Origin of the sequence: Vulcanisaeta sp. JCM 14467 (genome assembly GCF_001316245.1) — an archaeon.
Lineage (GTDB): Archaea > Thermoproteota > Thermoprotei > Thermoproteales > Thermocladiaceae > Vulcanisaeta.
The window spans coordinates 186,476-211,570 of the sequence record NZ_BBDM01000003.1 but is presented as its reverse complement, the minus strand read 5'-3'; the positions used below and the strand labels follow the sequence as shown (position 1 = coordinate 211,570).

The 25,095-nt window shown below is 46.9% G+C and carries 33 protein-coding genes and 3 pseudogenes; 20 read left to right on the top strand and 16 right to left on the bottom strand.

Annotated features, from left to right (window positions below):
* The first annotated feature begins 43 nt into the window (after positions 1 to 43).
* From JCM14467_RS04905 to JCM14467_RS04895, 4 genes are read left to right on the top strand one after another with little or no spacing between them, the layout of a single operon-like run.
* Complete coding sequence (locus tag JCM14467_RS04905) at positions 44 to 826, top strand: nucleotidyltransferase family protein (RefSeq protein ID WP_054849370.1); 783 nt, start codon at positions 44 to 46, stop codon at positions 824 to 826.
* A gap of 37 nt (positions 827 to 863) precedes the next feature.
* Positions 864 to 1,496: a hypothetical protein gene (locus JCM14467_RS15995; protein ID WP_252900739.1), complete on the top strand. Its 633-nt coding sequence runs from the start codon at positions 864 to 866 to the stop codon at positions 1,494 to 1,496.
* Positions 1,474 to 1,860, top strand: coding sequence for a glycosyltransferase family 4 protein (locus tag JCM14467_RS15990; protein WP_252900738.1), 387 nt, complete (start codon positions 1,474 to 1,476; stop codon positions 1,858 to 1,860). Before JCM14467_RS15995 ends, JCM14467_RS15990 begins: the two co-directional genes overlap by 23 nt.
* Positions 1,860 to 3,053 carry a M20 family metallopeptidase gene (locus JCM14467_RS04895; RefSeq protein WP_054849369.1) on the top strand — a complete coding sequence of 398 codons (1,194 nt, stop codon included), beginning with the start codon at positions 1,860 to 1,862 and terminating at the stop codon, positions 3,051 to 3,053. Before JCM14467_RS15990 ends, JCM14467_RS04895 begins: the two co-directional genes overlap by 1 nt.
* 287 nt (positions 3,054 to 3,340) lie before the next feature.
* Here the strand turns inward: JCM14467_RS04895 and JCM14467_RS04890 are convergent, their stop codons facing one another.
* Both JCM14467_RS04890 and JCM14467_RS04885 read right to left on the bottom strand, forming a co-directional pair.
* On the bottom strand, positions 3,341 to 4,030 hold the full coding sequence (locus JCM14467_RS04890) for a YncE family protein (protein WP_054849351.1): 690 nt from the start codon (positions 4,028 to 4,030) through the stop codon (positions 3,341 to 3,343).
* A gap of 138 nt (positions 4,031 to 4,168) precedes the next feature.
* Positions 4,169 to 4,462 (bottom strand): hypothetical protein, encoded by a 294-nt coding sequence (locus JCM14467_RS04885; protein ID WP_054849350.1) that lies wholly within the window; start codon positions 4,460 to 4,462, stop codon positions 4,169 to 4,171.
* Positions 4,463 to 4,577: 115 nt separating this feature from the next.
* Here JCM14467_RS04885 and JCM14467_RS04880 point away from each other — a divergent pair, with 115 nt between their 5' ends.
* The 4 genes from JCM14467_RS04880 (at position 4,578) to JCM14467_RS04860 (ending at position 8,155) form a co-directional block, all read left to right on the top strand.
* On the top strand, positions 4,578 to 5,642 hold the full coding sequence (locus tag JCM14467_RS04880; RefSeq protein WP_054849349.1) for an AAA family ATPase: 1,065 nt from the start codon (positions 4,578 to 4,580) through the stop codon (positions 5,640 to 5,642).
* A gap of 417 nt (positions 5,643 to 6,059) precedes the next feature.
* Positions 6,060 to 6,500 carry a hypothetical protein gene (locus tag JCM14467_RS04870; RefSeq protein ID WP_054849347.1) on the top strand — a complete coding sequence of 147 codons (441 nt, stop codon included), beginning with the start codon at positions 6,060 to 6,062 and terminating at the stop codon, positions 6,498 to 6,500.
* Between the two features lie 420 nt (positions 6,501 to 6,920).
* Positions 6,921 to 7,160 (top strand): hypothetical protein, encoded by a 240-nt coding sequence (locus tag JCM14467_RS04865; RefSeq protein WP_054849346.1) that lies wholly within the window; start codon positions 6,921 to 6,923, stop codon positions 7,158 to 7,160.
* Between the two features lie 440 nt (positions 7,161 to 7,600).
* Entirely contained in the window at positions 7,601 to 8,155 is a 555-nt protein-coding gene (locus JCM14467_RS04860) for a 50S ribosomal protein L22 (RefSeq protein ID WP_054849345.1), read from the top strand.
* On the opposite strand, the gene JCM14467_RS04855 is transcribed toward JCM14467_RS04860, so the two are convergent.
* Genes JCM14467_RS04855 through JCM14467_RS15980 form a run of 3 tightly spaced genes read right to left on the bottom strand, consistent with a single transcriptional unit; the run spans position 8,149 to position 9,313 of the window.
* Positions 8,149 to 8,523: a hypothetical protein gene (locus JCM14467_RS04855; RefSeq protein WP_054849344.1), complete on the bottom strand. Its 375-nt coding sequence runs from the start codon at positions 8,521 to 8,523 to the stop codon at positions 8,149 to 8,151. The genes JCM14467_RS04860 and JCM14467_RS04855 overlap by 7 nt on opposite strands.
* The gene (locus JCM14467_RS15985) at positions 8,520 to 8,957 is read right to left on the bottom strand and encodes a hypothetical protein (protein WP_252900737.1); all 438 of its coding nucleotides are present in this window, start codon (positions 8,955 to 8,957) and stop codon (positions 8,520 to 8,522) included. Before JCM14467_RS15985 ends, JCM14467_RS04855 begins: the two co-directional genes overlap by 4 nt.
* A complete protein-coding gene (locus tag JCM14467_RS15980; protein ID WP_252900736.1) occupies positions 8,954 to 9,313 on the bottom strand; it encodes an NAD(+)/NADH kinase in 360 nt (119 codons plus the stop codon). The genes JCM14467_RS15985 and JCM14467_RS15980 overlap by 4 nt, the downstream gene beginning before the upstream one ends.
* Positions 9,314 to 9,422: 109 nt before the next feature.
* Here JCM14467_RS15980 and JCM14467_RS04845 point away from each other — a divergent pair, with 109 nt between their 5' ends.
* A complete protein-coding gene (locus JCM14467_RS04845) occupies positions 9,423 to 9,821 on the top strand; it encodes a translation initiation factor IF-5A (protein ID WP_013335662.1) in 399 nt (132 codons plus the stop codon).
* Between the two features lie 12 nt (positions 9,822 to 9,833).
* On the opposite strand, the gene JCM14467_RS04840 is transcribed toward JCM14467_RS04845, so the two are convergent.
* Positions 9,834 to 10,397: a DUF655 domain-containing protein gene (locus tag JCM14467_RS04840; RefSeq protein WP_054849368.1), complete on the bottom strand. Its 564-nt coding sequence runs from the start codon at positions 10,395 to 10,397 to the stop codon at positions 9,834 to 9,836.
* Between the two features lie 11 nt (positions 10,398 to 10,408).
* Positions 10,409 to 10,756, bottom strand: coding sequence for an RNA polymerase Rpb4 family protein (locus JCM14467_RS04835; RefSeq protein WP_054849343.1), 348 nt, complete (start codon positions 10,754 to 10,756; stop codon positions 10,409 to 10,411).
* A gap of 102 nt (positions 10,757 to 10,858) precedes the next feature.
* Here JCM14467_RS04835 and JCM14467_RS04830 point away from each other — a divergent pair, with 102 nt between their 5' ends.
* On the top strand, positions 10,859 to 11,185 hold the full coding sequence (locus JCM14467_RS04830) for a 50S ribosomal protein L21e (RefSeq protein WP_054849342.1): 327 nt from the start codon (positions 10,859 to 10,861) through the stop codon (positions 11,183 to 11,185).
* On the opposite strand, the gene JCM14467_RS04825 is transcribed toward JCM14467_RS04830, so the two are convergent.
* A complete protein-coding gene (locus JCM14467_RS04825) occupies positions 11,186 to 12,424 on the bottom strand; it encodes a tRNA pseudouridine(55) synthase (RefSeq protein ID WP_054849341.1) in 1,239 nt (412 codons plus the stop codon).
* 56 nt (positions 12,425 to 12,480) lie between these two features.
* Here JCM14467_RS04825 and JCM14467_RS04820 point away from each other — a divergent pair, with 56 nt between their 5' ends.
* Positions 12,481 to 13,050: a hypothetical protein gene (locus JCM14467_RS04820; RefSeq protein WP_054849340.1), complete on the top strand. Its 570-nt coding sequence runs from the start codon at positions 12,481 to 12,483 to the stop codon at positions 13,048 to 13,050.
* A 126-nt stretch (positions 13,051 to 13,176) separates the two neighbouring features.
* Here the strand turns inward: JCM14467_RS04820 and rfbC are convergent, their stop codons facing one another.
* Positions 13,177 to 13,743 (bottom strand): dTDP-4-dehydrorhamnose 3,5-epimerase, encoded by a 567-nt coding sequence (gene rfbC, locus JCM14467_RS04815; protein ID WP_054849339.1) that lies wholly within the window; start codon positions 13,741 to 13,743, stop codon positions 13,177 to 13,179.
* 105 nt (positions 13,744 to 13,848) lie between these two features.
* Between rfbC and JCM14467_RS04810 the strand changes: the two genes are divergently transcribed.
* From JCM14467_RS04810 to JCM14467_RS04800, 3 genes are read left to right on the top strand one after another with little or no spacing between them, the layout of a single operon-like run.
* Complete coding sequence (locus tag JCM14467_RS04810) at positions 13,849 to 14,451, top strand: ArsR family transcriptional regulator (protein ID WP_054849338.1); 603 nt, start codon at positions 13,849 to 13,851, stop codon at positions 14,449 to 14,451.
* A 46-nt stretch (positions 14,452 to 14,497) separates the two neighbouring features.
* Positions 14,498 to 14,872, top strand: a complete 375-nt coding sequence (locus JCM14467_RS04805; protein WP_054849337.1) for a roadblock/LC7 domain-containing protein — start codon at positions 14,498 to 14,500, stop codon at positions 14,870 to 14,872.
* Positions 14,873 to 14,923: 51 nt separating this feature from the next.
* On the top strand, positions 14,924 to 15,334 hold the full coding sequence (locus JCM14467_RS04800; protein WP_054849336.1) for a secondary thiamine-phosphate synthase enzyme YjbQ: 411 nt from the start codon (positions 14,924 to 14,926) through the stop codon (positions 15,332 to 15,334).
* An 11-nt stretch (positions 15,335 to 15,345) separates the two neighbouring features.
* Here the strand turns inward: JCM14467_RS04800 and JCM14467_RS04795 are convergent, their stop codons facing one another.
* From JCM14467_RS04795 to JCM14467_RS15960, 5 genes are all read right to left on the bottom strand, one after another.
* On the bottom strand, positions 15,346 to 15,837 hold the full coding sequence (locus JCM14467_RS04795) for a bifunctional nuclease family protein (protein WP_054849367.1): 492 nt from the start codon (positions 15,835 to 15,837) through the stop codon (positions 15,346 to 15,348).
* Between the two features lie 31 nt (positions 15,838 to 15,868).
* A complete protein-coding gene (locus JCM14467_RS15975) occupies positions 15,869 to 16,489 on the bottom strand; it encodes an ATP phosphoribosyltransferase regulatory subunit (protein WP_252900764.1) in 621 nt (206 codons plus the stop codon).
* Positions 16,450 to 17,169, bottom strand: a complete 720-nt coding sequence (locus JCM14467_RS15970; protein ID WP_252900735.1) for an ATP phosphoribosyltransferase regulatory subunit — start codon at positions 17,167 to 17,169, stop codon at positions 16,450 to 16,452. Before JCM14467_RS15970 ends, JCM14467_RS15975 begins: the two co-directional genes overlap by 40 nt.
* Before the next feature lie 37 nt (positions 17,170 to 17,206).
* Complete coding sequence (locus JCM14467_RS15965; RefSeq protein ID WP_252900734.1) at positions 17,207 to 17,401, bottom strand: hypothetical protein; 195 nt, start codon at positions 17,399 to 17,401, stop codon at positions 17,207 to 17,209.
* Between the two features lie 109 nt (positions 17,402 to 17,510).
* Positions 17,511 to 17,966, bottom strand: a complete 456-nt coding sequence (locus JCM14467_RS15960; RefSeq protein WP_252900733.1) for an A24 family peptidase — start codon at positions 17,964 to 17,966, stop codon at positions 17,511 to 17,513.
* A 99-nt stretch (positions 17,967 to 18,065) separates the two neighbouring features.
* On the opposite strand from JCM14467_RS15960, the gene JCM14467_RS04780 reads away from it, so the two are divergent.
* Both JCM14467_RS04780 and JCM14467_RS04775 read left to right on the top strand, forming a co-directional pair.
* Positions 18,066 to 19,223 carry a thiolase domain-containing protein gene (locus JCM14467_RS04780; protein ID WP_054849335.1) on the top strand — a complete coding sequence of 386 codons (1,158 nt, stop codon included), beginning with the start codon at positions 18,066 to 18,068 and terminating at the stop codon, positions 19,221 to 19,223.
* A gap of 39 nt (positions 19,224 to 19,262) precedes the next feature.
* Positions 19,263 to 20,443: pseudogene (locus tag JCM14467_RS04775) on the top strand (thiolase domain-containing protein).
* Here JCM14467_RS04775 and JCM14467_RS04770 read toward each other — a convergent pair.
* The gene (locus tag JCM14467_RS04770; protein ID WP_054849334.1) at positions 20,440 to 20,826 is read right to left on the bottom strand and encodes a PaREP1 family protein; all 387 of its coding nucleotides are present in this window, start codon (positions 20,824 to 20,826) and stop codon (positions 20,440 to 20,442) included. The pseudogene JCM14467_RS04775 and the gene JCM14467_RS04770 sit on opposite strands and share 4 nt — an antisense overlap.
* 51 nt (positions 20,827 to 20,877) lie before the next feature.
* On the opposite strand from JCM14467_RS04770, the gene JCM14467_RS04765 reads away from it, so the two are divergent.
* The 3 genes from JCM14467_RS04765 to JCM14467_RS20395 are packed head-to-tail and all read left to right on the top strand — an operon-like array spanning position 20,878 to position 22,775.
* Positions 20,878 to 21,543: an IS607 family transposase gene (locus JCM14467_RS04765; RefSeq protein WP_054849366.1), complete on the top strand. Its 666-nt coding sequence runs from the start codon at positions 20,878 to 20,880 to the stop codon at positions 21,541 to 21,543.
* Between the two features lie 40 nt (positions 21,544 to 21,583).
* Entirely contained in the window at positions 21,584 to 22,600 is a 1,017-nt protein-coding gene (locus JCM14467_RS04760; protein WP_054849333.1) for an IS200/IS605 family accessory protein TnpB-related protein, read from the top strand.
* Positions 22,560 to 22,775 (top strand): zinc ribbon domain-containing protein, encoded by a 216-nt coding sequence (locus tag JCM14467_RS20395; RefSeq protein WP_444823181.1) that lies wholly within the window; start codon positions 22,560 to 22,562, stop codon positions 22,773 to 22,775. Before JCM14467_RS04760 ends, JCM14467_RS20395 begins: the two co-directional genes overlap by 41 nt.
* 42 nt (positions 22,776 to 22,817) lie before the next feature.
* Here the strand turns inward: JCM14467_RS20395 and JCM14467_RS20390 are convergent.
* Positions 22,818 to 22,949, bottom strand: a pseudogene (locus JCM14467_RS20390) (PaREP1 family protein); the annotation flags it as partial.
* Between the two features lie 155 nt (positions 22,950 to 23,104).
* On the opposite strand from JCM14467_RS20390, the pseudogene JCM14467_RS04750 reads away from it, so the two are divergent.
* Positions 23,105 to 25,067 (top strand): annotated as a pseudogene (locus JCM14467_RS04750) (hydantoinase/oxoprolinase family protein).
* Positions 25,068 to 25,095: the final 28 nt, after the last annotated feature.

Here is a 25,095-nt window from a genome sequence, read left to right as displayed (position 1 = left end):
AATGAAATACTTATATATTTATCACCACAGACCTAGCATGTTGATGATTAACAAGGCTGTAATCACCGCAGCTGGACTTGGTACTAGAATGAGGAATATGACACTAATAATGCCCAAGGCGCTACTGCCCCTGATACGTAGGAATGAGGCACCAATGTTAATTCCAATAATTGACCTAATAATGGCTAGGCTCCAGGAGGTTGGCGTTTCCAAGTTCATAATCGTCGTTGGCAGGAATGGTAAACCATTGATTGATTATTTAATGGATAAATTATTCACAGACTCACTCAAGGCCCAAATTTCATTCACATTCCAGGAGAGACCCCTGGGCTTTGGCGATGCCGTGCTTAGGGCTGAGGACTTCATTAATAATGAACCATTCTTCGTGCATGCCGATGACGGCATCCTAACAAATGGGTACTCAGAGGGCGTTAAATTATACAACGAATTAAGACCTGATGCAATTTTATTCCTCAGGAGAGTTAGCAACCCGAGTAGGTATGGCATTGCCGTCGTCAAGGATGAGGGGAATTACAATGGCTACGGCTTGGTCAGGGTATTAAGCGTTGAGGAGAAACCGAGAAATCCCAAGTCCAACATTGCCATATCCGCAGTCTACATATTTAATAAGAGGATATTTGAGGGACTTAGATTGGCTAGGGCTAATGGCGAGCTTGAGTTAACTTATGGCATTGAGAATGTAATTAATGGTGGTGGTGAGGTTTATGGATTATTACTTAGTGACGATTCCTGGCTCAGTGTTGGCGATCCCGAGAGCTACCTCAGCACCATTAATCGTACATTTAATTCACATGGAGGAGACTAACATTTATAATTGACCGGGCTTCACACTTACGGAACTTATGCTTGTAAACATTATCGTGAGTAGGAACAGGATTTCTGGAGAGATAAGAACCGGGATTAGACTAAGGCTTGAAAACCCACCGCCAAGTGTTGATTATAGGGTCATTAATGAACCAGTTGGCCTATCGCCATCATCCAACGACTTCTACATAACCAGGGACACAACCACTAAGTGGTTCCTTAAGGCATTGATAGAACCCATCTACTCACTCAAATTAAGGGGAATAACCCATGCATTCTTCCTAAACCTATACATACCACGTACACCGTGGGTTCAGGAAATGGACCAACCAATATTCAACCTATTCGAGAAGTACCTGGGCAAATCAAGGAGAAGCTCGTTATATGAACTCGCCCTAAAGACCTTTAGGTACCTATTCAATAGGGATAACGTGATCATGATTACCTGGACCCAATGGAGCAGGGAGGGGCTTGAGGAGGAGGGATTCAATGACGTTAGGGTTGTGCCACCACCAATGAGGACTAGCCTTAGGAGGATTGATGATGAGGTTACCGTGGGCTTCATAGGCGTTGAATACAAAAGAAAGGGTGGCGACATTGCGGAGGATGTGATGTCAAAGCTACCAAGACGCATTAGGAAGGTTTACGTTGCAGGAGCCAAGGAGGGTTGAGGGCATTGAGTACCGCGAACCAATGAGGAGGGATGAATTACTCAGGCTGATGGCTGAGTTCGACGTACTCCTCTTCCCAACCAGGGGCGAGGCCTTTGGATTCACGGCACTCGAGGCAATGAGCATGGGCATACCAGTCGTTGCGTCCAACGTGGATTCCGTGCCTGAGGTAGTGAGTGATGGTGGGATAATATGCGAGGTCAATGACGTCAAGTGCTTCCTGGACAGTGTTAAGGAACTCATTAGCTCGCCAGACTATGCCATGGAGCTTGGGGCCAGGGCAAAGGCCATAGTCGCCAGGAGACACTCGCCAAGCGTTGTTGGTAAGGAATTATTAGCAATATATAATGAGTTAAGTGAGTGATGAACCTGCTTATTGAGCAGGCAATTAGCGTATTAATGGACCTAATCAGGATAGGGACGGTAGCACCGCCCGGCGAGAATTACTTGGAACTCGTCACCTACCTGGATAAATTACTAACTAGTTACGGGTTGGGCACGAGGGTTATCGAGGTCCCTAAATCCGTAGTTAAGGAATACTACCCCGAGTACGCCGACCACCCAAGATACATACTGCTGGCAGAGTTGTGTAACACCAGGGACAAGAAGATTCACTTCAACGCTCACTATGACGTAGTCCCTGGAGGAAGCGGTTGGTTGATTACAGAACCCTTTAAACCGGTATTCATCAATGGCAGGGTGTACGGTAGGGGCGCGTCCGACGATAAGGGCGGTGCAGCAGCCCTGGTGCTTTTGGCGAAGCGGTTAGGCGAGTTGAGGGATTTCCACGGTTGCGTGGAATTTTCCTTCACACCCGATGAGGAGCTTGGCGGTATAACGGGCGTTGGCTACCTAATTAACCAAATACCAAAGCCGGACTACGCAATAGTTGCCGAGCCAACCGAGCTCGACACGGTGTGGGTTGGGAGTATGGGAATACTCCAGCTGGACATCGTAGTTAGGGGTTTCCCAAGCCACGCCTCACAACCGTGGCATGGGGTTAATGCCTTTGAGGATGCCGTTAAAATCGCCTACTCATTAATTAATGAGTTAAAGCCCAAGATTGAGAATAGACAATTCATGGGTGAAAAGGCGGCGATAACGCTTGGCGGGCTTGTTAGGGGTGGTGATGCCCGTAACCTGGTGCCCAACTACTTCCAATTCTCAATAGACAGGAGGATCCTACCAAGTGAGGACATTAATCAAGCCCTCAATGAAATAACAAACCACATAAATGGGTTAGGCAGGATCCTTGAATCGGCAATAGAAATCCACGTGGTGAATAGAATAGAACCCGCAATGAATAACGACTCAAAACTACTAAACAAACTAACAAATGCAATAGTCAAGGTTCTAGGAATAAACCCGAGGGTGGCTATATCAAGAACGCCAGTCGACACCCGCTACCTACAAGGAATAGGCGTGGACGCATTAACCTACGGGCCAGGTAACGTAACAAGTGCCCACGGCCCCGATGAGTACGTCGAAATCAACGACATAATCAGGTCCGTTGACGTCTACTTACGATTAATCAGGAATACCTACAACGATGCGTGAATCAACGACCACTCATTAACACCAACACGCCCTACCCACCCAGCGCAAAACGCAATGGCACTAAACCAACAACATACATAGCAGAAAGCTACTAAAACGCATACGAAACCGTGTTATTAGGGGTCCACTTAGTGTAGGGTGATATTTAATCAACTGCTAATGGGTTCTAACTTAGATTATGTTGAGTCAGTTAGGTGAGGATTGTGGAAATCAGCTAAGGCCCACTTTACACCATCGTATGGAAATCTATAATATGGGTTTTAAGGAGATATTATCTTCAGAAGATATTATTTTCTTCTTCTCCTCAACGCAATAATAGCGGCTACCGCTACCAAGGCTACTATGATGACTACTATCCCTGCTATTAGTGCTGTTGAAGTAGCAGTGGTGATAGCAGGTATAATAGTATTCACCGAAGTATTTGTAGTAGTTGTGGTGCCCTTAGTTGTAGTAGTAGTTGGTGCTGTTGCAACGACAGATACTGTGTTAGATCCAAAGCATGTAACATATAAGTGGCCGTTACTCGGATCATAAACCATTTCAACCGGTTGTGATCCAACAGTAATTGTGCCTATTACGGTATTTGTTGTGGGATTAATGACAGATATTGAATCTGAACCAAAATCTGCAACGTATATGTATCCGTTACTTGGATCGTAAACTATACCCTTTGGTTCTGATCCAGCAGGTAGAGATATTGTGGCTATTACAGTGTTGTTTGCTGGATTGATAACATAAACAGTATTAAGTCCATAGCCCGTAACGTATATGTATCCGTTACTCGGATCATAGGCTACCCCCCATGGACTTGCTCCAGGTCCGAGAGGTATTGTGGCTATTACCTGGCCTATGTTTGATGGGTCTTTGGCTTCAGCGCCCTCAAATGCTATGGCTGATGCTGTGAGTAGCGTGAGGATTACTAGTACGATTACTAGTATTATGGATAGCCTAACGGAAAACACTCTACTCAACCACATACATGAACTATGCAAAAACAAATTATTTTAAGTTTTACGCCATGGTATAAGAAGCTTTAGTTTATAAGGTAGTGATTGTGAGTTCAATTAAATGAACTTATGCTTAACAGAAATTAAGATGTAATTAGCAGGCAACCTCTAGAGAAGGAGTGTATGTAAAGTTTGCCTTTTCAGCAAATATACCCTGTACTCACGGTATGAGTGGCCGTTCGCCTTGGTGGGGTTTCCCACCGTCGGATTCATTGCGGTATCTTCAATGCTTATTAACTTAACATTCCTCTCCTCGGTCTCTTTAACAGTCTCAGGTGGAAGTACCTTAAGGCGACTAAGGATTGAAGGGTAGGAGGCCTTAACCGCATCATCCCAGCGGCCACAGCCCTTGTGGCCCCTTAATATGTTTCCCTCAACCCTGGGTATGGGTGGGACATTCATTCAATCATAACGATCATGTAGCTTAAATCAAATTTTTCCACACCACATAACGTATGTGGCTTAACTAAACCCTTATTAATTACTGTAGTAACGCCAGTTACTGTAGTGACCACAGTTGCTCTTCGGTCTCTATCCCAAGGAGGATAGGAGGGAATTGTTTGGAAGGGATGCTGAGGTGGAGTATGTCATAAGGCAGGTTCTCTCGGGGAATTGGGTAGTGATTGGTGGTCAGAGGGAGATTGGTAAGACGAGCTTGATGAAGGTCGTGATTAATGAGCTTAAGAGGGATTACGGCTTCAGGGGAATCTACATAAACTTAAGGGGAGTCAGGGGTTTAGATTCGCTACTAAACCTAATCATAGCGGAGTTGAATAGAAGTAGGGTGCAGTTGGACCTTAGGATTAGCGTCAACTTCATGGTAGGTTCGGCGGGAATTGAATTGAGGAGAAATGTTAAGGCCACTAATAGCCTAATAGAGCTGCTTAACTCCATACAGGATAACTTCGTTATAGGCCTTGATGAGGTTCAGGAATTATCTAAGGCCAGTAGGCAATTCCTAGATGTACTAGGTAATGTGTTTTCATCAAACCCAAGGGTTAGGTTCATCTTCAGCGGCTCCTACATAGGGGTCACTAAAATCTTGATTAATCCCTCATCCTCATCCCCACTTCACGGTAGGCCACCAGCAGTCCTGAATCTCAAGCCCTTTAATGATGAATTATCTAGGGAATTCCTGAGAAGAGGTATGGAGGAGCTTGGTGTTGAGTTTAACAGGGTTAATGAGGTTGTTGAGAGGCTTGATGGAATAGTGGGCTGGTTAACCCTCTTCGGGAATCTATACGCAGTAAGGAGGTTGGGTTATGAGGAAGCGCTGAAGCTCACGTTGGATGAGGGGAGGAAAATAATGATGGATGAGTTCAAGCACTTCCTAGAGAATAAATCCAATAAGCAACTATACCTCGCAATAATGGATACGGTTAAGGTGGTGAACAGGTGGAGGGATATTAAAAGGGGTGTTGAAATAAGAATGGGCAAGGTTGATGACAAGGAATTAGGCCTGGCCCTTGAAGCATTAGTCAACAGTAATTTCATAGTTAAAAAGGAGAGGGGTGAATACAGCATCGCTGATCCCATATTAAAAGAAATAGATTATAGCAATATATGGGCCAAGGGTGTGTAAATTATTACCCTCGTCATAGTACTCGATGAACCATCGGCCATTACTGTTAATTATGAATGCATAGAGTGCGTCCACCTCAATGTATGAGATGTGTGGGATAAGAATGAAGTAAGTCACGAGGGTGATGGCTATGACGATTATGGCAATCACACTAACTTATAATTGGTTTCTTGAACCTCAAGACTATGGGACTTGTAACGAGCACGTGTATCCTAGGGATGGTTAGTATTTTTGCTTAAAGCTGAGTAAGTATTATGGATTTAAAGGATTCTTCTTGATCATGTGAATAATTGCAATGGAACACAAGGTATTGGCTGGGCATTTATTAATTATTAAACATTGCGGAACCGTATAAATCGCATCCTAAATGTGCATTTGATGCAAAGTTTAAAGTAATCCTTACCTAAAAGGATTCTTGTGCTTAGTGGATTTAGAGTAATTAGTAATCAGGTGGGTAGGGTTGTGCTGAGGGATGGAACAATCCTACGCCTGAGGACTGCTATTGTTGAGGTTCATAAGGTTAGTGAACAAACACCATTTGGCGCCTATTTACTAGTCCTCGTTACGACCGGTATTGGCGTTGAAAGTGTTCCTGATGAAGTCATGAAAGCTGTGAGCGATAAACCATTACTTAAATTTGACTACTTCCCCATGGATGGCTGGGAGCCCATTGATATTGAAAGGCAGGAACCGGCCTATGAGGAGGCTGAGGTGGTGATCAATAATGAGAAATACCTGGTTCATGCCGAGGTTGAGGCTTCCATGTGCTCAAGGAACCTAAGCTATAAGGATTTATTTAACCGACCACTATACTATGTGAACTGGGTTGTGAAGCCAAGCTGGAGGAGGGTGGGGTAATATGAGTCTAGTTTTTGTTAAGAATAGGAGGAAGGAAGTACTAATAGGCTCTAGTAGTTCACCTACACTATTAATTTCCTCATCGTCGACGATTCACATCCCACTGCTTCCATTGGTCATACAGGGGATAATGACGCTAAGCGGAACAATGGGCGAATTAAGGGGTGGCGCCGCTTCCTCTACCATTACCATCCCCACTCTAGGTAAGCACCTAATTAAGCTGGAATTATCAAGATTAATGACGTATACGCGTACTTTAATGGCCGACTTAGAGACGTATAAGATGCTTGTGAAATTGGCAGGAGACAGGAAAGATATCCTTCATATCATCTGGCTAATCCCCATGCCTTTTGATACATTGAACGATGAGTATAAGAATCTTGGGCTTGAGCTCTTTAAATTAGCCATATATAGGATGATGTGTTTGTCGTAATACTCGACGCTACAAAATTCCATGTTACTGTAATGAATATAATGAATACCTTCGAGATTAGTGAATTACCAGCCTTAATTATTTCAGAGAAGCCTATAGATATTGAAAGGCCAAATGTTAGAGACACGATAGTTCTTAAGAAGGGTGCTATTGATAGGTTGATTGAGCGTGGTAAGGTCCAGGACTTCCTGGTGAATTTGCCCATCTGGCTGCCCAGGGTAATTTAAGGAGTAGGGCTAGGCTCGAGGGTGTGGTGAAACCCTGCTCGGGGATTTATGGGATACGATCAAGGACTTAATTAAGTTCAACATATAGGCGTTTAGGTATTGCCCAGGGCAATGATCATACTCATCACGCACCATGCATATTAATAAATGGAACCTAGTAGAACTAAGTAAAACCTGCCTTTACTAAGCTCAGGCTTAAATTTCCAATGCACGTAATTCGCATAAGCGCATGACACGTGAATCCCATGACCACGTAATCACTACAATCTTCATTATTGTTGAATCCCACGTCTTTGCCCTTAACGTGCAGTGCTGCGTTGAAGGTTGGTTATATTGCTCACGTCGTTGGTAATATCAGTGTATTTGTAGAATGATGAGTGGTTGTAACGTTGGATGGTGGGTAAATATTTTTATACCGCATTGTTCACGTTGGTCTTGTTATGGCTAGGATTGATTGGAGCATTACCGCTGAGGACATCATCAGGAGGGTTAGGGAGGTTTATGGGGCTAGCATTACTGAGGACCAGGTCGTTAAGGCCCTTGGTTATGAGTATAGGATTAGTTGGAAGAAGGCTGTTGAGGTTGCTAGGTTCATTAGGGGATTCACCATTAAGCAGGCTGAGGACTACCTGAACAAGGTCATTAAGTTAGAGATGCCGATACCAGTTAGGAGGTTCACGAAGAAGCAGGCACACCACACAACGCCCTGGGAGGGCTGGCCAGTGGCTAAGTGGCCCGTTAAGGTGGCTAAGGCTTACCTAGAGGTCCTTAAGAACCTGGAGAATAATGCGAGTTATAGGGGTTTGAATGTCGATAACGTGGTTATCATCCACGCAGCTGTCCATAAGGGTCGTAAGATTAGGAATTACATGCCAAGGGCCTTTGGCAGGTCAACGCCCTGGTTCCAGGACACGGTGACTATCGAGCTGGCCGGGGCCGAGATACCTGAGGAGAACGTGCCAAAGAGACTTAAGTTAAGGCCAAGGCCCTACTGACGCTTTCTCAGGAAGACTACTGAGTACTTGATTCCTAACTTCCTGAGGAATTTTATTAGCATGGTGTCGTCGGTGATTACGAGTGGGTTCTTATCCTTAAGCCTTAGGGCTAGGACTATTAGTGATACGTCGGTGTCGCTAAGTAGTTTCGGTATGTGGTAACTCCTCCTGGCGAGTGCTATCTCGTCGGCGCTAATCTCGTAAACGCTTATGTTCAGTATCTCTGGCACGGCAATGGCCCTTACGTCCCTCAACTCATTAATCACGTAATTAGTCGTTACTAGGTTGCCCATGCCCATTAATGGGCGTAAATCCCTCATGTGGAGTATCGCCGATGTATCGAGTATTACCGTACCTCCCTGGCTCATGGTATGAATAACCTCCTAAATAATTTATCATACATCCTGTACTGGCGAGTCCTAACGAACCTAACCTTCTTATCACTCGGCACAATACGTATCTCGGCACCCCTCTGTGCGACAATACCGTCACAGAGTATGTGAGCCACCTCACTCGTTAGTACCTTAATGGGTATTTCGTATGGATGTACAATGGGTACTAGGGCCCTTGAGAATGGGGCGAGGGGCACTACTAACTTCACGGCTAACCTACTATCAACGACGGGTCCACCAGCCGCCAGTGCATATGCCGTGGAGCCCGTGGGCGTTGCTATTATTACGCCATCCATCCTAGCCCTCATGATCTCCTCACCCCCATCCTCAACAACAGTCACATTTATTAAATGCCCTGGATCAACACCCTTAACAAGGACCTCATTCAATGCCGTACACTCAAAGTTCATGGCCGCTGCTTCAACGTGAGTCTCTCCTCAATTGTGTACTCACCCTTAACCAACTTATCAAGTACCTGGGGCAACTCCCTGGCGCTAACATCACTTAGGTAATTAACCCTGCCAGTCCCTATGTGGAGTATTGGAGCATCCATGGAATTTCCAATCTCATGTATAAACCTAAGGACGGTCCCATCACCGCCAATCACCATGGCGATGTTGACGTCCCGAGAACCATCCCACTTCGGTATTCCGAGATTCTTAACCTCCACATCCCTGGCGGCAACCACCTCAACTCCATTACCGCTAAGCCTATTGATTATTAACTTCGCTAATGCGTAATCCTCGTACTTGCCAATGTACATCATTACCCTCATTAATACTCAGGTTAATGCATAATCAAGTGAATTAATAAGTAATTTCTTAGGGAATTACTCGATAGAAAACCTTTTATTAGCTCTAGCTATGTCGATTTGTATGTCAACGAAGCCAACGGAGGCAGGTTCCGTGAAGGAGGGTAGCTACATAATGATTGATGGGGAGCCATGCAAGGTGGTTGAGGTTGAGAAGTCAAAGACTGGTAAGCATGGTAGTGCAAAGGTCAGGATTGTGGGTATTGGTGTCTTTGACAATGTTAAGAGGACGTTGATTGTGCCGGCTGATGCGCAGGTTGAGGTGCCGATTATTGAGAAGTTCGTTGCTCAGGTTGTGGCTAAGGTTGGTGATTCTTGGCAGTTGATGGACCTTAGGAATTACAGCACCTTTGAGGTTGGTCAGGACCAGATGGAGGAGGAGGTTAAGGGTAGGATTGAGCCTGGTGTTGAGGTTGAGGTTTGGGATATTGCTGGGCGGAGGAAGATAATTAGGGTTAGGTAATGCCCGTCAAAACTAGCCAACGAAGATCCTGTACTGATCAGCACCCTGTAATTCCCTCAATATCCTATCGATAATTAACTTCTCCGGGTCGATACCAATCCTACTCTTTATATCCTCAAAGGACTGGAAGGGCTTCTTCCTCCTCTCCTCGAGAATCTGCCAAAGGGTCTTCTTACCAATGCCCCTAAGCAGCTCTAGGCTATGCATCTTGAGGGTTATTGGACCAGCCTTATTGAAGAAATCAACGAACCTACCCTCCTGAACCTTAACAATCCTGGCAACGACCTCCGGAAGCGCATTCTTAGCCTCGTTGGTAAGTTCGTCATAGCTTATCCTCCTGACAATCTTATTCACCTTATCCCTAGTACCACTGCCAATGTAAACCCTCTCGCCAACCTCGGCCGTAACATTTGGTTTTAGGGTTAACTCGAGAAGTGTGAAGAATTGCTCCCCAATGGCTTGTACGTAGGCCTCATTCCTGGGAAATCCCTTCTTTATCAGGGATGGGTCCTTAATGAGCATCTGCTCTGGGGGTATTATGTCGAGTATGTATGCGTAGTCCTCCCTCTTAACCATTAGGGACACCCTTAGGATGCCTTGGCACTCTTTAGTAGGTTCAGAATCTCTTCAACATCCTTATCACTGAACTCCCTCTTTTCGGCACCAAGCAATACCCTAAGCTCCTCGGCGGTCTGAGGCATTAGGTTAACTATCTGAATCGCCGTTAATTTCGCCAACCCAAACCTCTTCATGAGCTCTGAAACCAACTCCCTTGCCTTGTCCGGACCCACCTTGGAGAATTTCCTGAGGTAATCCAGGGTATTGTTGACGGTTTCATCGGTAATCCCGGGATTAGCATTGATTACCTTCTCCTCGAGAATCCTGAGTGCCTCGGGCATGGAGATATCCTCAGAATTAATGATACGCTTAACCACAGTAAATTCCCAATAAAAATCCCTATTTAAGGATTTGGTAAGTACTAGCCCGTTAATGAGGGAATGCTTAAATACTCCATAGTGCGGTAGTGCCTAGGGTCGATCATGCACCGAACACACGGCCTACGCTACAAGTCGAGGAAGCTACTGACCAAGAAGCCTAGGGAGAAGGGTAGACCAGGTATTTCCAGGTGGCTCTATGAGTACAGGGTAGGCGATAAGGTAGTCATTGACATAGACCCAACATTCATAACCACCGCACCACACAGGAGGTATCAGGGTAAGGTGGGTACGATTATCGGCAAGAGGGGCAAGGCTTACGAGATTGAGATATACGTCGGTGGTAAGAGGAAGGTCATCATAACCACGCCAGACCACATAGTGCCCTTCAAGACCCAGCCAAGCGAGACCAAGGCGCCCGCATCATGATCAATCACTTATGTTAAGTATATCAACCTCCACAGGCCTAACACTGAATCCCAGCGTGCCGGCGATGCTCGGCTCCACATTACCGTAGCCGCCATGCACGAAACCCCTAATGTATAGGTTACCCTGGCACCTAATCAGGAACTCCACAAGCCTATCCCCAACGACCCTACCGTCAAGCTCATAAACCATGCTAACCCTCCTCCTAACCCTACGACCACGCCTAAACAACTGAACCACCTGCCTATTCCTGAAGTAATCATGCAATGACTTAATACTCCCGTCAGTTATTGAATTGGCTGTGATGGCCAGTACCCTGTACGTAATTACGTAATCCCTAACCCTAGCCTTCATTTTATCCACAGCGGAGGCCCTAACCCTGGATAAATTATCGAGCACAACATCATAATTCGAATCCCTGAGTAATGGGTAAACATCATTAATGTCAGGTCTTTTAGCCGGCTTAACCACCTGCAGTATTACTGGTCTGCCATTACCGAGGACCCTGACACCCACCGGATCCTCACCACCGGCATGTATAATTACGTCCCTAGCCCCATATGCCTGAACCACCTTATCAATCGGCCACCTTCCCTGCCCCTCCCTATTAATCAGCCTATGAACCTTCCTATACCTCGCTGATACGTATATTGGCATTACCTGAACCTCCACGGAGCCCGTGCTAACGTCTATGACTGCCTCCACGTCAGGATCCTCCCTACTGAATGGCACGCCCAGGATCGCCGAAACCCTCTTACCCAACTCCCTATTTATCTCACGCTTAATGGACTCAGCACTCGATATGCTAAACTCAGTGGTTATGCTTAGCTCCCTATTCAGGATATCAAGCGGCACCTTACTACCCAACCTAAATGACCTGAATTCAATACCAAGAGACCTTAGGCTATTCGCGATCGTAATAGCCCACTCATCAAGCCTATTAAAAATGATGCCGCCGCACACGTAGCACTTGGCTGGCGATGCATTAATCCCCATGTTACTTAGGAATTTTATACTTGGTTCGTGACCACTCATTGCCAGGGCCTTTATATCATTGAGCAACTCATCGCTCAAACCCTCGCTCAGTATCCTCTCGTGAATCCTCATTAGTAAGTAATCCTTGATTGCCTTACCCCTCTCCTCATTACTAAGCCCAGTACCGAGTCTCGCGAATAGCCTGCCAAGGCAGTGGTCACAGAGTGGATACTTCCTCAGTATGTCCATTGCCCTTTCAATGCTCATATGGCGTATTACCTGACATAGTAAGCATATTAAAGTATGTATTTAGGAGTACTCCCGTGGACCCATACTTAATTGGCGCCTTCATAAATGAGTGCTCCGTGAAGTGGAGGAGTATTGAGGGTTTCTCCGACGCCGTTGACTATGCCCGATCACTGGAGCCAGGGATTGCCGTGACTAATGACTCAGTGAATGCAGTGAGCAATTTATGTGACGAGATAAAGAAGGTTTTGCAGAAACCAATCAGGTTATTAACGTTCCTAAACATTAATGACTGGGTTAAACTGCTTAGGGGTCTTTATGACTTCTATGGGGAGTTAATCGACCCAGAGCCAGGGCTCGACATGCCCAACCTGGTTCTTAGTATCAGGATACCGAGTAAATCCTTTGGACTTACGCTAAGGATTATACTAAAGCTATTGGGTATTAATGGTAGTGTATTCCCGAGCAGTAATGGGAGGCTTTACCTGGTTATTCATGAGAGGGATTCGATAGCTAGGTTCATTAAGACAGTGAGGCCCCACCTGGACCCTGAATTGAACATAGCCCTGAGGGATAAGTGGAGTAGGCATTACTCTGTCTTTGGTGAGCCAATAGTGATTATTAGGGGTGGTGATCAGTCGGTTTAGGCGTCTTCACTGGTCTGCGTGGGTTCAACTCATCATATGACTTATATTTAGGCTAGCTACACAGTAATAAGTCTTAGCATGATGAGGCTTATCGGGCTTAATGGGTGCTGAGGCGTGTGAGGCTGATCATATTGGGTAGTCAAAGTTGGTCTCCGCCTGCCTGAGTGGTGGGCACTTACTATCCTTCTCGCTAATTATCACGTTCTCCCTAATGGGCCATGGAATCCCAATCTCTGGGTCATTCCAGGCAACACACCTCTCATGCTGGGGACTATACTCCTTAGTCTGTAGGTATAGGAATAATGTGTCATCCTCAAGGGCTTGAAAGCCGTGGGCGAAGCCGGGCGGTATCCATAGGAGCCTTGGGTTGTCAGCAGAGAGCTCGACCATCACGTACTTACCAAACCAGGGAGAACCCCTCCTGACGTCCACTGCAACGTCAACCACGCGACCCCTGATCACAGTGACGAGCTTGCCCTGCTCCATGGGCTTCAATTGATAGTGAAGTCCACGGACGACACCACGCCTCGATCTGCTTAGGCTTACCTGGACGAAGTCGTAAGTCACACCACCAGCTAGGAAGTCAGTCCTCTTATAAAGCTCTGCGAAGAAGCCCCTGGCGTCTGGGAATACAACGGGCTCCACGAGTATTACATCGGGTATTTCAAGTCTTACGAAGTTCTTAAATGGCATGATTAAGGCATAATAATGTAATTAATAAGGAATACCTAGGTTCTCTGCTAAACAGAGTGATCTCTGAGAATTGGTTAATAAACACGTCATTAATTGTCCCACATAATGAATGCCGTAATTAAACCCGAGATCGTGGTAACGCTTAATGGTGAAGGAATTGGCATGATACCAGGTTACGACAATGAGTACGTATTAATGAGGGAGAGAGACTTCGACGTGATACTCGATGGTACAAACCTCGAAATAATGCTCGCCATAATAGGTGGGCATAACAGCTTCACGCAGATCATGAGGAGGACGAACCTACAGAGGGGTAAATTATCTAGGCATTTAAGGAGGTTACTAAACTCGGGCTGGGTGATTAAGAGCGGTAATAAGTACTTACCGAGTGGACGCATTTATGCCGTGTATGAGGTTAAGGACGTTGATGGCGAAATTGCACTGAGTATATTAACGGGCAAGGGCGCATTCATAGACCCATTCCACGGCCTTATAATCATTAACGGCGAGCCACTGAGTAATTACTGCTCGACCTGCCCACTTAGGCAGGCCTGCGTTAATAATGTTAAATCCCTGGCGCGCAAGTACGGTGTTGAGCTGAGGGGTGCCGAGCCCAGTGAGGCTTATGTGGAGTTGTTTAGGGAGCTTATTAGGAGGGATTTACTTAGGAAACTTAAGGGTGGTTGGAGGATTATTGTTATGAGGTAGGTTGGGAGATATGTTTATATTTTTCTAGAATTGAATAATAATTGCAATGGAGGAGGTTAACAATGCCTTAAATAAGACTGTTAAGGAATTCCTAAGCGGTAATGATATCATAAGCGGTGTATACATAGCGTCACTCGATGGACTCCTGGTTGCTCATGCCTCGAGGATTAACGTCGACCCAGACCGCGTAGCTGCAATGATTGCATCACTCAGCGCGGTGGGTGATAGGGTTAGCAAGGAGTTGCTTGATGAGGATTCTAGGCACGTAATTGTTCAGGCAGGTGCGGGTTACATAGTGATTAAGAGGTTTAGGGACTTTACGATCGGCGTTTTAGTGAAGCGTGGTGATGATTCAACAATAGGCTTAACAATGCTTGAGTTGGAGAGACTTATAACGATCATCCAAAAACAGGTGAAGTAATGAACCACAGGCGAGGTAAGCTTTACTAATGCGTTAAATTGGTTATAGGTTATGAGGGTTTTCACGAGGGAGATTACGATACAAAGTAGGAGGCGTAGGGAGGTCATTAACATAACAGACCACGTGGAGGGATTCGTCAGGGAGTCAGGCATTACGAATGGGATTGTGCTGGTCTTCCTACCACACGCCACCTCAGCCCTATTTGCCAATGAGGATGAACCAAGGATAAGGAGGGACTATGAGAACTTGTTTGAGAGGTTGGTACCAGCCAACGGTGATTATCACCACAATGAGATTGACAATAACGCGGATGCCCACTTACTGACGTCAATATTCAAGCAATTCTATGTGTTACCGATAGTAAATGGCGAGCTTGTGCGTGGTACGTGGCAGGAGGTCTTCCTGGCAGAGTTTGATGGACCAAGGAGTAGGAGGGTAGTGCTCGTGGCTATTGGTGAGTAAAATACAATAAGTTACAGATTTTTGTTAAAACTAAATCCGTACCTCGCCCTCAACTCCCTGTAATTCTCGAGGGGTTCCGTGTAAGCCACTAGGTGCTCAGCCACGTAAATCGGTGCGCCAAGCCTTACGGCTATCGCTGTGGCATCACTCGGCCTAGCATCTAGTTGGAATGTCTCGTTTGTCCTATTATCCTTAACAAATATTGTGGCTAGGTAAACGCCGTCAATCATAGCGTCAATGGTTACCTTCTCAATGGTTACATCAAGCCTATTAATTAAGTCGACCAGCAAGTCATGGGTTAATGGTCTATGGAAGGTTACGAGACCAAGGGCCTTCTTAATCGAGAAGGATGCCGTCACATCAATCCTAATGGGTAGTACCCTATCCTCCCACTCCTCGGTTGTGAAGAGCATCACCGCAACGCCCTCCTCCGGAATCTCAATTACATCCAGGAGATCAGCCTTTAAGTACTTTGAATTTCCTGAACTCTCCTCCCTAACCATTACACTAATGTTAAACAACCCCTTTATTTACTTATTCACCCTTAGCATTAATCCCAAACTCAGACAGCGGAACCTCCCTCTCACTCCAACTACCCATGTCCCTAACCTTAACAAAGCCCTGAGAAACCTCCTTTGGGCCAACTATTATGAAGTACTTAACGTTGATCTTCGAAGCATACTCAAGGGCACTCCTGAGACTCTTCTCACCCGTGTCGAGGATAACCTTGTTGCCGCGAGACCTAAGGTTACCAGCGAGTTTATAACCAAGCGATAGGTAATTCCTGTCATTACCGAGGACGTACACGTAATAATCAATTTGCGGAGTAACACGCTTAAGTGCCCCCCTCTGCTCGAGAACCTCCAGTAATCTCTCAATGCCCATTGCAAATCCTGAGGCTGGCATTGGCTTGCCGCTGTAAATCTCTATTAGGTTATCATACCTACCGCCACCACCCACGGACAACTTATAATCTGGAACATACATCTCGAAGACAATGCCCGTGTAATAATCAAGACCCCTCACAATGCCCATGTCAAGGTCCATGTAATTACGGACACCATACATGTCAAGAAGGTCTATTAACTCACTGTAGTATTTTATGAACTCATCACTCACGCCGAATTCCCTAAACGAATCAACGGCCTTGTCAATACTCTCACTGGTGTTAGCAAGCCTAAGAACCTCCTGGCAATGTCGTTGCTAAGCCCAAGGTCCCTCAACATTTTTAGTAATTCATCATCGGGAACCTTACCCCTCTTATCCATGATCCTAAGAACATTGGGCCTAAGCTCATTGGAGATTCCCAACTTGCCCAGTAATTGGTCAACCACCCTCCTGTCATTTATCCTAACCCTGAAATCACCAATACCAATGGCCCTAAGCGCCTCAACACCAACGGCTAAAACCTCAGCATCAGCCCTAACGCTTGATGAGCCGATGAATTCAATACCGAATTGGTGAAACTCCCTATACCTACCGTGCTGAGGCTCGTCATAACGCCAAACCTTCGTTATGTAGTACCACCTGATAGGCTTCGGCACGTCAACCCTGTAGGAGACCACCCTGGCCACGGGCACGGTCATGTCAAACCTAAGCCCAACCTCCCTACCAGCCTTATCCTTGAAGTAGTAGATCTCGTTAATCACGTCCTCACCAGCCTTAGCCCTGAGTATCTCGTAGTGCTCCAGGGCAGGCGTCTCGACCCTTAGGTAGCCGAAGGACTCGGCAACCCTAGCCAACTTATCAAAGACCTGCAACATTGGGTAGTACTCCTCAGGCGTTAAGTCTCTCATTCCCCTGACAGGCCTTAGGTCCTTATCGTCAAATACCACAGATCACCGATATATAGGTTAAATAAAAATTTTCGTTTCATAACGAGGACATTACAAGCGCTAGGAAATTTACGTGAGTTAGCACGTACATTAATAGGCCAAGGGTTATGGGGATTATGAAGGGTATGTGGTATGAAGTCAACACCGGCGTATCTATGTCAATCCTTCCCTGGGACAACCACTCAATCAGTAATTCCCTAGGGTCGTCAACATCTAGGCCAAGTTTAATCACTGGTTGGAACCCGTCACTAGTGAGTACCTGGCTATCGCATAATTATTGGGGTTTCTGAAAATTCTGTACGCAGGCACGCACATGAGGGATGTGATGTATACTATCCTGCCTAACCCACTAACCTGGAGAGAGCCTCGCAGTTGCTGCCGTACCTAATATTCTGAATCACGTTATACGGTATGTATATTACTAGGGCAATTATTAATGAGTTGATTAGTACTGACAACGGTGTGATGCTTATTACGGTTAGCGCAGGGCTAGCCATGGGTAATGTGGGTATTGAGGCTGATATGAAGGCTATGGACTTAGAGTCAGCACCACCCATGGCCCTAAGCCAATACACAGCCAATGCGAATATCGAACCAGCAATAACACCAATTACGTATAGGGTTAGGAGACCCAATCTAATGGCTGCGTAAAGACCGAGCGGTATACATATTATTGAGCCTACGATCCACGTCCAATCACTAATCTCCCTAGTCCTCAAGTCCTGCACCGACGCAACCACCTGGGTTATCATGACTATTAGGTAATCCACGGTGAGTAGCGCATATGGGCTTATCATGGGTTCTAAAGAGGCTGTGAAAAATGGGCTATTAAGACTATTGCTTGGCGAGTTCTGTATGGGTAATAAATTAAAAGGTTCCCTGGGACTACAATTACTATGTCGAGGAGAGTTGCAATCATAGGGGTTGGCTGGTACGGGTTTAGGCCCGTGGTTGAGGAGGCATCGTTTAGGGAGATGATGTTCGAGGCAGCAGCACGCGCCTATGAGGATGCCGGTGGTATAAACCCAAGGACTGACGTTGACGCCTTCGCAAGCTGCCAGGAGGATTTCTGGGAGGGCATAGCCATAGCCGATGAATTCGCACCTGAGCCCATTGGCGGTACCTTAAAGCCCGTTTTCACAACACCGGGTGACGGACTCCAATGCGTGGCTAATGCATACATGATGATTAAGACTGGGCAATTCGACGTAGTGACTGTTGAGTCCCATGCGAAGCCAAGCGACATTATTAACATGCACGACGTAATGCTCTTCGCAATGGACCCAATAACGGTTAGGGCGATAAATACGCCCAACTACCACGCCCTAGCCGCCATGGAGGCACAGGCATACATGAACCGCTATAACGTGCCCCGGGAAGCCCTGGCGTATGTGGTTGTTAAGGATAAGAGGAACGCCCTCTATAACGAAAGGGCTAGTTACGGCGCCAACCTAACGATTGATGAAGTCCTCAACGCGCCCTACGCCGTGTCACCACTAACTAAGCTGGATATTGCGCCCTTCGCCGATGCTGCGGTTGTTGTCGTTCTTGCGAGCGAGGATGTGGCGAGGAGGTACACGGACACGCCAGTGTGGGTTGATGGCATTCACTGGATTACCGAGGATCCGTCCCTTGAATTCCATAACTGGGAATTCCCTGTCCACACAATGAAGGCTGCGGAGGCGGCTTACAAGATGGCTGGTATTCAGGACCCAATTAAGGAGTTACACTTTGCAGAGGTTGATAATAGGTATTCCTTTAAGGAGTTACAATTCATAGAGGCCCTCAAGCTGGCTTCACCTGGCGAGGCACACAAGTTACTCTTAGAGGGCGCCTTTGACAGGGATGGCCTATTCCCAGTAAACCCAAGCGGTGGAGCGCTCGGTGAGGGTGTTCCGCTTGAGGTTCATGGGCTCGCCAGGCTGGTTGATGCTGTGCTTCAGTTGAGGGGTGAGGCTGGTAGGATACAGTTGAGTAGGGCCGAGAAGGCTGTTGTTCATTCATGGCGTGGTGTACCGACAACCACGAGTGCTGTTGCGGTGATTAGTAGGTGATTGGTAATGCTTAAGAACCAGGTCATGGGGTGGTAATTCATGAGTAGGAATATCTACGTCAAGCACAGGCCGGCAGTAATTGGTGCTGGGTTAACATTGTTCAGGAGGAGGATGCTCGAGACTCCAAAGGAACTCGCATGGATAGCAGCGAAGCAGGCACTTGATGAGGCTGGGTTGACGCTTAAGGACATTGACTGCGTCGTCATAGGCTCAGCGCCAGACACCTTCGATGGGGTTCACATGAAGGGTGAGTACCTGGCTGACGGCGCTGGCGGTGTTGGGAAGCCAACAATGAGGGTCTTCGTTGGTGGTGCTACCGGCGTGATGGTACCAATAGCGGCTTGGTGGCACGTGGCCAGTGGGCACTGCAAGACAGTGCTTGCTGTTGCCGAGGAGAAGATGAGCAGTGCCGACATACCACATCCGCAGGCAGTGTTTAGGTACATTTGGGATCCTGTGACTGAGGTACCACTCCAGCCTAACCTCATATGGATATTCGCAATGGAAATGCACAGGTACATGTATAAGTGCGGCGTTAAGAAGGAGGACATAGCCCTAGTCAGCGTCAAGAATAAGCGCAACGCCCTAGACCACCCGGCAGCGCAGGTAGCGGCGAACATAACCGTGGATGACGTACTAAAGAGCGAGGTCCTTGTATGGCCCGTCCAACTACTCGACATATCACCAGTCAGCGACGGGGCCGCAGCATTCGTTGTCGCTAGCGAGGATGTCGCCAGGAGGCAAACCGACACTCCGGTATGGATCGACGGCGTTGGTTGGGCGCTAGACACAACATCCTGGACGAATAGGGACCTGGCGTTTCCCGAGTACGCAAATGTAGCCGCCCAAATGGCCTATAGAATGGCGGGCATAACCAATCCTAGAAGGGAGATTGACGTAGCCGAGGTCTACGACCCATTCGACTACAAGGAACTACATCACATGGAGGGACTCGGACTTGCCAAGAAGTGTGAGGCGCCGAAACTCACGAAGGAGGGCGTCACGCAAAGGACGGTGACCTACCAATAAACCCAAGCGGTGGATTACTGGGCGTCGGCAATCCAATAGCCGCTGCCGGAACTATGAAGGTTGCCGAGATCTACTGGCAGTTGGCAGGTAAGGCAGGTAAGAGGCAGGTTAAGAAGCCCGTGTACACAGGCCTAGCCCATGCGTGGGGAGACCTAATGCAGGCAAGTACCGTGGTCATAATGAGGGTTTAAACCACCTTAAATTCAGAAAGCAACTTCTTAACTTCCTCCCTCTCACGCTCAAGCCTCTCATCAAACCTAAAGTAACGGTCGAGACCAAGCAACCACTCAACGACCTCCAACACATCACCCTCAACCTCCCTAGGCTCACTATAATTAACGAAGTTAGGGTCAAAGCCATTGTACGAGAACCTATGTAGTGATAGGGCAATCCTCACGACATTCTCCACGTCAATACCAATCCTCCTCAAATCCCTGGCAATCCTGATCAAGCCCGTGGTGGGTGCTGAGTAACCAACGTTCTCATACCAAAACCTATCCCTATCGCCCAGCCCCTCCAGTAGCTTACCAAGATTACTAATCACCAAGGCACTCACGGCAGACTTAACGCTCATGAACGCCGTAGCAATTTTTATATGTTTGTATATGTCTTCTTGAGGATCGCCATGGAGGAGTTTCTTAGTCCTCGTGATGCTTGTAAAATAGTTGGTGTGTCATACATCACGTTATGGAGATGGATACGTGAAGGTAGGGTGAGGGCTGTTCGTAGTCCTAGTGGTCGTTACTTGATTCCTCGTAGTGAAATAGAGAGATTGAGAGGTGAGGAGAAGAGAGTAGAGAGAATTAGAGCTGTTATCTATGCCCGTGTAAGTTCTAGTAAGCAGAAAGAGCAGGGAGACCTGGATAGACAGGTGGAGTTACTTAAGAAGTACGCTGATGAGAGGGGATACACCGTAGTAGACGTTATAACGGATGTGGGTAGCGGGTTGGAAGAGGAGCGGGGTGGGTTGAAGAGGCTACTAAAGATGGTTGCTGATAAGAGGGTAGACGTGGTTCTCATAATGTATCGTGATAGACTAACAAGATTTGGTTATGAATACCTGCAATTCTTCTTCGAGAGACATGGGGTAAGAATAGAGGAGGTGCTCCAAGAAGAGGAGGAGCCATTGGAAGAGCTTATAGAGGATTTCCTAGCAATAATAGCCTCATTCGCTGGAAAAATATACGGTAAACGAAGCCGCAAAGTGAAGAAGCTGGTAGAACACAACAAAAGGTTCCTACAGGAAACGCTACCAGTAAACATAGAGGAAATACTAGAGGAGAAACAATAAGTTTATATACACTCATATTCACAATACTAATCGGCTTCCAATGAGGGGGTTAACCGCTCAGATAGTCAGGGTGGTTCCCCGAGGAGAGTACCTGCTAACTCTCAAGGCGCAGGGTACTTTAATGGAAGGCTCTATTGAGGAGCTGAGAGAAGAACTATACCTTACAAGGAGAGCAACACAATACATTATAGATGCGTTATGGGAGCTTGATAAATTACCAACGGTAAACCAGCTTCATCAAATGTTCTACAACATGCTTAGAAGTCAAGGATTTAGGGCGCACCAAGCTAAGCAAATATACAAGTACGCGCTAGCAGTAGTTAAGTCGGCTAGGGAGAATGGAGGTAGTAAACCTATCCTGAGGAAGTTATCAGCAAGACTAGACAAATACGATGCCACTGTTGATTTGGAGAACATGACTGTTTTAGCCAGAATGAGGAATAGAGTATTCAGGATAAGGCTACTACACAATAAAGAGTACATAGGAAAGTTCATTGGTAGGGAGTGGTATGAGGTAATCATATCAATTGATGAGCAAGGAAGAATATGGGTCTCAATACCATTCGGATGGGAATATGACCCGTATGAAACAAAAAGACTGATTTCCCTAGATATCAACTTGAAGAAGATAGTGATTTATAATGGTAGAAACATTAGAAGAGTTGACACTAGGTTTATTGAGGCATTGCATCTCAAGCATCTTGCTGAAGGTGTTCAGAAGAGACATAGCTATGCTTGGAGAAGGAATGGGAAATGGTTAGATATTATCAGAACACTTCATAGGAGAAGCAGAAACATAGTAATAGATTGGTGTAGGAAGTTTGCTAAGTACATCGTGCTGAAAGCTAAGAAACTTGGATATGCAATAGTTCTTGAAGACTTAGAGAAGTTGTGGTTTAAAGCATCGCAAAAGTCCTCCAACTTGTCAGACAAGTTATCAAGGTTTGCTTATCGTAAATTACAACAAGCAATAATTACCAAGGCTATAGAGTACAACGTACCAGTAGCATTTGTGAATCCTAGAAATACTTCATCTACCTGCAAGATGTGGAGCTAGACTGGTCTATAATCATAGACTAGCGATTTGTAGAGACTGTGGATTCATAGCTGATAGAGATGTAGTTGGAGCCATGAATATCTATCTTAAAGCGTTTCAAACTCTAGCCCCGTGCCCAGGGTCACGGGGCACCCACCCGATGACCAATGAAACCCGAGCGAAGTGGGCCTCTTAAAGATGAACCAATGATAACCACAGACACACAAAGAGGCGAACCCTTAGACGCGGCATTCTGAAGTAAACCCCTCCTCAGCATCTCCAGAGCCAGCCTACCCTCGATCAAGCTATCATAGACCTTGGCATAGACATAAGCCTCGGGATCCTTCCTATAGTCCAGGAAACCCTCCACAAATTAAGTGACTTAGCAATCGATATAAAAGCGCTTATCCTCCGCAATCAGAGGATGTATTGCGTCTCAGTTTTAACGCTTATTCATTACTTGCACAAATTAAGGCCCGTAATAGCAAGGAATAAAAGGGTAACGTAATTACATGACAGTAAATTATGGCGATAGTAGCCGTTGACGTTGGTGGCACATTCACGGACTTCGTGGTTCTCAGGGATGACGGTACCATATATTCAATCAAGGTCCTGAGCACACCAAGGAGTCCTGAGGTCGCCGTGCTTGAGGGCTTAAGGAAAATCAAGGAGCCCATTTCCGAGGTCCTGCACGCAACCACGATCGGCACCAATACATTGCTTGGGCAGGTTGGTCTCGAGATACCCAGGGTAGCCCTATTCACAACGAAGGGTTTTAGGGACGTTATCGAGATTGGCCGCCAGAATAGGCCTAGGCTTTACGACCTATTCTTCGATAAGCCGAGGCCCCTGGTCCCTAGGGAGCTTAGGTTTGAGGTTGACGAGAGGGTTTTGGCTGATGGAACTGTGGTTAAGCGTGTTGATCCAGGTGAGGTTGAGGGGTATGCCGTTAAGGCTAGGTCAATGGGTGTTGTTAGTGTTGCTGTTTCATACCTACACTCATACATTAACCCAGTCAATGAGGAGGTCACTGGCGATGTGCTTAGGAAGTACTTCAGGTACGTAAGCCTATCGAGCAGGGTTGCCCCTGAGCCCAGGGAGTATGAGAGGACTTCAACCGCCGTGGTCAATGCTGTCCTCATGCCGATAGTTAGCGAGTACATATCCAGATTCTCTGAGGGACTCAGGGAGCTCGGTATTGGCAGGTTCTACATAATGTCAAGCGCAGGTGGCTTAGTAGACGCTGCTGAGGCTATGGAGAGGCCCGTGCAGTTGATCGAGTCAGGCCCTGCCGCGGGCGCCGTGGCTGCCGCTGAATTCTCGAAGCTAATAGGTATCGAGAACGTGATTGGGCTTGACATGGGTGGCACGACGGCCAAGGCATCATCAATACTTAAGCACGAGCCTGAGGTCACCACTGAGTATGAGGTTGGTGGTGAGGTTCACCACGGCAGGTTGATCAAGGGTAGTGGTTACCCGGTTAGGTTCCCGTTCATCGACTTGGCTGAGGTTTCGAGTGGTGGTGGGACGATTATTTGGCGTGATGAGGCTGGAGCCTTAGGGTTGGACCAATTAGTGCTGGTGCTGACCCTGGACCCATATGCTACGGTAGGGGTGGTACAGAGCCAACACTCACTGATGCGAATGTGGTCCTTGGTAGGATTGGTGAGTACCTGCTTGGTGGTGAGATGAGGCTCAATAGGGATGCTGCGGTTAAGGGCTTGTCTAGGCTTGGTAATCCGATTAATACAGCGCTCGAGGCCATTAGGCTTGCCGTCCTCGAGATGGCCAGGGCAGTTAGGCTCGTGACTGTTGAGAGGGGTCTCGACCCGAGGGACTTCACGCTGATGGCATTTGGCGGTGCAGGTCCTCAATTTGCGCCATACATAGCCGAGGAGTTGGGCGTTAGCACGGTCATTGTGCCGCCCGAGCCAGGCGCCTTTAGTGCCCTCGGGCTTTTGATGGCTGATGAGAGGTTTGAGGCAAGGGCGTCATTCCCAAGGGATCTCGAGGATGGTTTCAAAAGGCTTGAGGATGAGTTGCTCGGTAGGTTGGGTAGGGTTGATTACTTCCTTAGGTATGCCGATGTTAGGTACGTTGGGCAGGGCTGGGAGTTGACTATACCCGTCGGTAAGCCCGCGAGTATTGAGGAGGTCGAGAGGGCATTTAATGATAGGCACTATGCCACGTATGGATTCAAGCTGAGTAAGCCTATCGAGGTTGTTACCATCAGGGTATTTGCCGTAATAACTAGGGTTAAGCCAGGTTCAAGGCTCCAAAGACCGAGGGTGAGGCAAGGCCTAGGAGCTTCAGGAAGGTCTTCTTCGATGACTGGATTGAGACGCCTATTTACTGGCGTGAGGACATACCGATGAACCAGGTTATTAATGGACCAGCCATAATCGAGGAATACGGGTCAACGATCGTGGTCCCACCGAGATGGAAGGCCACGGTTGGGATGTACGGAGAGGTAAAGATGACGCATTAAGGTCATTCAATGAATTGCAATAGAAACT